Genomic DNA, 6844 nt, shown 5'->3' with positions numbered 1-6844 from the left:
CAGTCCTTCTACTTCCTGGAGATGAACACCCGCCTGCAGGTGGAGCACCCGGTCACCGAGTGCATCACCGGCCTGGACCTGGTGGAGCTGATGATCCGCGTGGCGGCCGGCGAGAAGCTGCCGCTCACGCAGGCCGACGTGAAGCGCGACGGCTGGGCGATCGAGTGCCGCATCAACGCCGAAGACCCCTTCCGCAGCTTCCTGCCTTCCACCGGCCGGCTGGTGCGCTTCCAGCCGCCGCAGGCGAGCATGTGGGCTTCCGACACCGGGCACCTGTACGGCGTGCGGGTGGACACGGGCGTCGCCGAGGGCGGCGAGATCCCGATGTACTACGACTCGATGATCGCCAAGCTGATCGTGCACGGCACCGACCGGCGCGACGCGATCGCGAAGATGCGCGAGGCCCTCAACGGCTTCGTGATCCGTGGCATCTCGAGCAACATCCCGTTCCAGTCGGCGCTGCTGGCGCACCCGAAGTTCGTTGCCGGCGACTTCAACACCGGCTTCATCGCGGAGCACTACGCCGGCGGCTTCCGGGCCGAGGACGTGCAGCACGACGAGCCCGACTTCCTGGTGGCGCTCGCGGCCTACGCGAACCGGCGCGCGCTGGAGCGCTCGGGCGGCATCAGCGGGCAGATGCGCGGCCACGAGTTCACGATCGGCGAGGACTACGTCGTGGTCAAGCTCGATGCGGACGGCCGCCACCAGTTCCAGGCCGCGAAGGTGCGCGCGTTCGACGTCAGGAACGGCTCCGCCGTGGTGGAGACCAACGGCCGCAGCTACGAGATCTGCAGCAGCTGGCACCTGGGCGCGCCGCGCATGCGCGGCACGGTGGACGGCAAATCCTTCATGGCGCAGGTGGAGCGCGGCGCCGGCAAGAACCCGCTGGCGCTGCGCGTGCAGCACAACGGAACGCGCCTGGACACGCTGGTGTTCACCCCGCGCACGGCCGAACTGTTCGCGCTGATGCCCTTCAAGGCGCCGCCGGACATGAGCCGCTTCCTGCTCTCGCCGATGCCGGGCCTGCTGGTGGACGTGGCCGTGCAGCCGGGCCAGAAGGTGCAGGCCGGCGAGCGGCTGGCCGTGATCGAGGCCATGAAGATGGAGAACGTGCTGTTCGCCTCCGCCGACGGCGTGGTGGGCAAGGTGCTGGCCGGCAAGGGCGAATCGCTCGCCGTCGATCAACCGATCCTGGAGTTCGAATGAACACGAGGCCCTTCAAGGTGCTGGGGATCCAGCAGATCGCCATCGGCGGCCCCGACAAGCTGCGCCTGCAGAAGCTCTGGGTGGACCTGTTCGGCCTCGAAGTCACCGGCACCTTCAAGAGCGAGCGCGAGAACGTCGACGAGGACATCTGCGCGCTGGGCAGCGGCCCGCTGAGGGTGGAGGTCGACCTGATGCAGCCCCTGGATCCGGAGCAGAAGCCCGCGGTTCATGCCACGCCCCTGAACCACGTCGGCCTCTGGATCGACGACCTGCCCAAGGCGGTGGAGTGGCTCACGGCGCAGGGCGTGCGCTTCGCGCCGGGCGGCATCCGCCGCGGCGGCGCCGGCTTCGACATCTGCTTCGTGCACCCGAAGGGCAACGAGCAGTACCCGGTGGGCGGCGAAGGCGTGCTGATCGAACTGGTGCAGGCGCCGCCGGAAGTGGTGCGCGCCTTCGAGGCGCTGGCAGGCACGCCGGCTTAAGGGAAACCCTGTAGTTGCCGCAGGCGCCGGCGCGGCGCCTGTGCGCAATTTGTCCTCGCCCTCCACGGACGAGCAGGCGACAATTGTCTTCATCTGTAACAAGATGGATTTCACTTCGCCTCTCCACCGTGGATCTCCCCCTGTGCCGGCCCCGGACGCGCTGCTGCGCCCGCTGGGGGCGGCGCTTGCGCGCGCCTCGCTGGACGAGGCCGCCGCGGCCTTCGGGGTGGAACTTTGCGACACCTTCCGTTGTGCCCGCGCGTCAATCGGCGTGCTGGCTGATAACGGGCTGACGCTGGCCGGCAGCTCGCATTCCTCCGACCTGCAGCCGGGGCAGCCCGCCTCCGTGGCGCTGCTCGATGCGATGCAGGAGGCGATCGACCAGGCCGAAGCGGTGGCCTGGCCCGCGCCCACGGGGCACGACTTCATCACGCTGGCCCAGCGCCAGCTGGCCGGCACCGGCGCCGCTTGCACCGTGCCGCTGGTGCAGGATACGCGCATCGTCGGCGCGCTCACCCTGGAGCGCGCGGCGCCGCCGTTCTCGCTGCCGGAACTGGCGCAGCTGGGGAACGTCGCTCGTCTCGCCGGGCCCGTGTTCGAACTGAAGCGCGAGCTCGCGCTGCCGTGGCCGGCGCGTATGCGGCGGGCAGCGCGCGGACTGCTGGCCCAGCCCGCGCGCCGCACCCGGATCCTCGGCGCCGGCGCGCTCGCGCTGGCCGCGGTGCTCGCCGTCCCCGTGCCCTGGCGCGTGAGCGCCCCGGCGCGGCTGGAGGGCTCGGTGCAGCGGGCGGTGGTCGCGGCCACGGACGGCTTCCTGCAGCAGGCCAATGTGCGCCCCGGCGACAGCGTGCGCTCCGGCCAGGTGCTGGCCGAACTCGCCTCGCAGGACCTGGAGCTGGAGCGGCGCCGGCGCGAAAGCGAGCTGCGCCAGCACGAGAACGCCTACCGCGCCGCCCAGGCCCGCGCCGACCGCGCCCAGATGGTCACGCTGCAGGCGCGGGCCGCCGAGGCGCAGGCCATGCTGTCGCTGGTGGAGGCGCAGCTGCAGCGCGCCCGCATCGAGGCGCCCTTCGACGGCATCGTGATCAAGGGCGACCTGAGCCAGAACCTGGGCGCGCCGGTGCAGCGCGGTGAGGTGCTGATGGTGCTCGCCCCGAGCGACAGCTTCCGCCTGATCCTCGAGGTGGACGAAGCCGACGTGGCCGCCGTGCGCATCGGCCAGCGCGGCGAGCTGGCGCTGGCGGCGCAGCCCGATCGCACGCTGCCCTTCGTCACGCGCCGCATCGTGCCGGTGGCCTCGGCCGCCGACGGCCGCAACTTCTTCGAGGTGGAGGCGGCGCTCGAGGAGACGCCGCCGCAGCTGCGCCCGGGCCTGAGCGGCGTGGCCAAGGTGGAGGCCGGTTCGCGCGCGCTCGGCTGGCTGCTGGCGCACCGCGCGCTGGACTGGCTGCGCCTGGCCTGGTGGAAGGTCACCCCGTGGTGAACCAGCCCCTGGTGAGCGGTGCGTGGCACCGCGTGGCTTCGCTGCGCGCGAGTCTCGTGCCGGGGCTGCGCGTCGTGCGCCAGCAGATGCGCGGGCAGCCGTGGCACGTGCTGGTGGAGCCCGGCTCCGGCCGCCAGCTGCGGCTCAATCCGGCCGCCTATGCGCTGGTGGCGCGCTTCGACGGCCGCGCCACGCTGGAGCAGCTGTGGCAGCGGCAGCTCGCGCAGCAGCGCGAGGACGCGCCGACTCAGGACGAGGTGCTGCGCCTGCTGGCGCAGCTGTTCCGCGGCGGCATGCTGCGCTTCGATGCGGCGCCGCACCTGTCGCTGCTGTTCGCGCGCCGCGAGCAGGACGGCCGGCAGCGCCGGCGCGGCATGATGAACCCGCTGATGCTGCGCATGCCGCTGCTGGACCCGGCGCCGCTGCTGCAGGCCCTCGCGCCGGTGGGCCGCCTGCTGTTCCGCCCCGCGGTGTTCGCGCTCTGGCTGGCGGCGGTGCTGCTGGCGCTGCTGGCCGCGGGCGCCAACTGGCCCGAGCTGCAGGCCGATGCGCGCCGCGTCTTCGCGACGCCCTCCAACTACTTCGTGGCCTGGCTGGCCTATCCCCTGGTCAAGCTGCTGCACGAGCTGGGGCACGGCCTCGCGGTGCGCCGCTTCGGCGGCGAGGTGCGCGATGCGGGCGTCACGCTGATCTTCCTCACGCCCGCGCCCTACGTGGATGCGAGCGCGGCCAACGCCTTCGCCTCGCCGCTGCGCCGCCTGGTGGTGAGCGCCGCCGGCATCCTGGTGGAAGTGGCGCTGGCCTGCATCGCGCTCGCGGCCTGGCTGGCGGTGACGCCCGGCGTCGTGCGCGACGCGCTGCTGGTGGTGGTGCTGATCTGCTCGGTCTCCACCCTCCTGTTCAATGCCAATCCGCTGGTGCGCTTCGACGGCTATCACGCCCTGTGCGACGCGCTGCAACTGCCCAATCTCGCGTTGCGCAGCCAGGCCTGGTGGTCGCGCCGCTGGCGCAGTTGGATCGGCCTGCCGCCGCCGGCCTCGGCGCCCCTGCTCGCGCCGGGCGAGGCCAAGTGGCTCGCCGCCTATGCGCCGGCATCGGCCATCTACCGCGTGGTGCTGATGCTGGGCCTGGTGTTCTGGGTCGGGCAGCAGTCGTGGGTGCTCGGCTGGCTTGCCGCACTCGCGCTCGCGGCCTGGGGCGCAAGCAGCGTCTGGCGCTGGGCCGCGGGCGACGCTGCGGATCCCACCGCGCGCCGCCGTTCGCTGCGGATGGCCGGTGCCGTCCTCGGGGGGCTCGCGCTGCTGCTGCTGGTGGTGCCGGCGCCGCACCAGGTGGTGGCCCGCGGCATCGTGTGGCCGAGCGAGCAGGCGCAGCTGCGTGCCGGCGCGGCCGGCTTCGTCGAGGCGCTCGCCGCGCCGGAAGGCGGCGCCGCGCAGGCCGGCGAGGTGCTCGTGGTGCTGCAGGACCCGGTGCTGCGTGCCGCGCGCGAGCGCTTCGCCGCCGAACGCTCGGGGCTGCTCGCGCAGGAGTACGCGGCCCTGTTGCACGAGCCGGCGCGGGCCGCCGAACTGGCGGAAGACCTGCTGCGCAACGAGGCGGAACTGGCCCGCGCCGACGAACAACTGACCCAGCTCGAAGTGCGGGCCGGGGTGCCGGGCGAGGTGGTGTGGGCCCGTCCGCAGGACCTGCCTGGCAGCTTCGTCGAACGCGGCGCGATGCTCGGCCATGTGCTCACCGGCGGGCCGGCGCACGTGCGCGTCGCCCTGCTGGAAGACGATTTCCTGCGCACCCGCGGCCGGGTGCGTGCGCTGCAGGTGCGGCTGGCCGACGCGCCGTGGACGGAGTACGAAGGCCGGCTGGCCGCGGCGACGCCGGGCGCGACGCAGGAGCTGCCTGCGCCGGCGCTCGGCGACCGTTTCGGCGGGCCGGTGCCGGTGGACCCGAACGATCCGCAGGGTGTGCGCACGCGCGTGCCGGTGTTCCTGCTGGATGCCGAAGTGCCGGGCCTGCAGGCCAGCGCCATCGGCGGCCGCGCCTGGGTCAAGCTGGTGCTGCCGCCCGAGCCGCTCGGGCTGCAGTGGATCGCGCAGGGGCGTCGCCTGCTGCTCAAGCAGTTCAGTCCCACGGGGCGGGTATGAGCGGCCACGGCGCGTCCTGGCCTTTCCCCGGCCTCGTGTGGGGACCGTATCCGCAGATGCGGCTGCCGATCGAGGAGGTGCGCCGCACCGCGCGCTGGCGCCGCGGCGGCCTCGCGGCGACGGCGCGCGAACTGCATGCGTCGCTGCAGGACGCCGATGCCGACGCGCAACTGGCGCGCCTGCGCCAGGTGCCGCACGCGCGCCGCGACGCGGGCTGGCTGCGGCAGGCCCTGTGCACGGCGGCCCTGCTGATGCAACCGACGCTGGGCGTGCGCCCGCACTGGCAGCAGCTCATGGCGGCCCTGGCGTTGCTGGACCAGCGCTTGGTGGAGATGGACACGGGCGAGGGCAAGACGCTGGCGATCGCGCTCGGCGCCTCGGTCGCGGCCCTGGCCGGCACGCCGGTGCACGTGGTGACGGCCAACGACTACCTGGCGCAGCGCGACGCCGAGGAGCTGGCGGTGTTCTACCGCCGCCTCGGCCTCTCGGTGGGCTGGATCGCCCAGCCCGTGGAAACCGCCGAGCGCCGCGCCGCCTACGCCTGCGACGTCACCTACTGCACGGCCAAGGAGCTCGCGTTCGACTACCTGCGCGACGGCCTGCTGCAGCCCGGCGACCTGGCGCCGCTGGAACGCCAGCTGCGCGCGGCCGCGGCGCGCCAGCAGCCGGTGCTGCGCGGCCTGTGCATGGCGATCCTGGACGAGGCCGACACCATCCTGATCGACGAGGCGCGGGTCCCGCTGGTGCTCTCGCAGCCGGCCGCGACGGTGGCCGAAGAGGCCTTCCTGCGACGCGCGCTGCGGGTCGCGCAAAGCCTGCACGAAGGGCGCGACTACGTGGTGGAAGGGGGCCATGCGCGCCTCACCGAAGCCGGCGCCGCGCACTGCCGCGCCTGGCCCGCCGACGCGCATCCGCTGCTCGGGCACCCGCAGCACCGCGCGACGACGCTGGAGCTGGCGGTCAACGCGGCGCACCTGCTGCACCGCGACCGGGAATACGTGGTGCGCGAGGGCGAGGTGCAGCTGGTGGACGAGAACACCGGCCGCGTCTCTGCCGGCCGCGCCTGGAGCCACGGGCTGCACCAGCTGGTCGAGATCAAGGAGGGCGTGCCGCTCACGCGCCGCAACGCCACGCTGACGCAGATCACCTTCCAGCGCTTCTTCGTGCGCTACCTGCGGCTGGCCGGCATCAGCGGCACGCTGCGCGGATCGACCGGCGAACTGCGCTCGGTGTATGGGCTCGCGTGCGTGCGCGTGCCGCCGCGCACGCCGCGCCAGGTGACGGTGGGGCCCACGGGCCTGTTCGCCTCCAGCGCGCAGCTGTGGGAGGCGGTGGCGCAGCGCTGCGCCCAGCTGGGCGCAGCGGGCCGCGCGGTGCTGGTGGGCACGGAGAGCGTGCGCCAGTCCGAGGCATTGGCCGAGGTGCTGCGTGCCCACGGGCTGCAGCCGGTGGTGCTGAATGCGCGCCAGGACCGCGAGGAGAGCGAGATCATCGGCGCCGCCGGCCAGCCGGGGCGCCTGACGGTGGCCACCAGC

At 73.4% G+C, this 6844-nt stretch carries 5 protein-coding genes; all 5 read left to right on the top strand.

Annotated features, from left to right (window positions below; translation table 11 throughout):
- Positions 1 to 1206, top strand: a 1206-nt coding sequence (locus VFM98_RS19820; RefSeq protein WP_325111618.1) for a biotin/lipoyl-containing protein, incomplete at its 5' end; no start/stop codon positions are given.
- A complete protein-coding gene (locus VFM98_RS19815; RefSeq protein WP_325111617.1) occupies positions 1203 to 1688 on the top strand; it encodes a VOC family protein in 486 nt (161 codons plus the stop codon). The genes VFM98_RS19820 and VFM98_RS19815, both read left to right, overlap by 4 nt.
- A gap of 142 nt (positions 1689 to 1830) precedes the next feature.
- Positions 1831 to 3171 (top strand): HlyD family efflux transporter periplasmic adaptor subunit, encoded by a 1341-nt coding sequence (locus tag VFM98_RS19810; RefSeq protein ID WP_325111616.1) that lies wholly within the window; start codon positions 1831 to 1833, stop codon positions 3169 to 3171.
- Positions 3168 to 5309, top strand: coding sequence for a PqqD family peptide modification chaperone (locus tag VFM98_RS19805; protein ID WP_325111615.1), 2142 nt, complete (start codon positions 3168 to 3170; stop codon positions 5307 to 5309). Before VFM98_RS19810 ends, VFM98_RS19805 begins: the two co-directional genes overlap by 4 nt.
- Positions 5306 to 6844 (top strand): DEAD/DEAH box helicase (locus VFM98_RS19800; RefSeq protein WP_325111614.1); only part of this gene is annotated, 1539 nt, incomplete at its 3' end. The genes VFM98_RS19805 and VFM98_RS19800, both read left to right, overlap by 4 nt.

It is taken from the genome of Ramlibacter sp. (assembly GCF_035706265.1).
Taxonomy (GTDB): domain Bacteria; phylum Pseudomonadota; class Gammaproteobacteria; order Burkholderiales; family Burkholderiaceae_C; genus Ramlibacter.
The sequence above is the reverse complement of the archived record's forward strand: the minus strand, read 5'-3'. Positions and strand labels throughout refer to the sequence as shown.

What these genes read in the sequence shown, in the direction of transcription:
- VFM98_RS19815 (WP_325111617.1), top strand. Translation starts at nt 1,203, where the DNA reads ATGAACACGAGGCCCTTCAAGGTGCTGGGGATCCAGCAGATCGCCATC.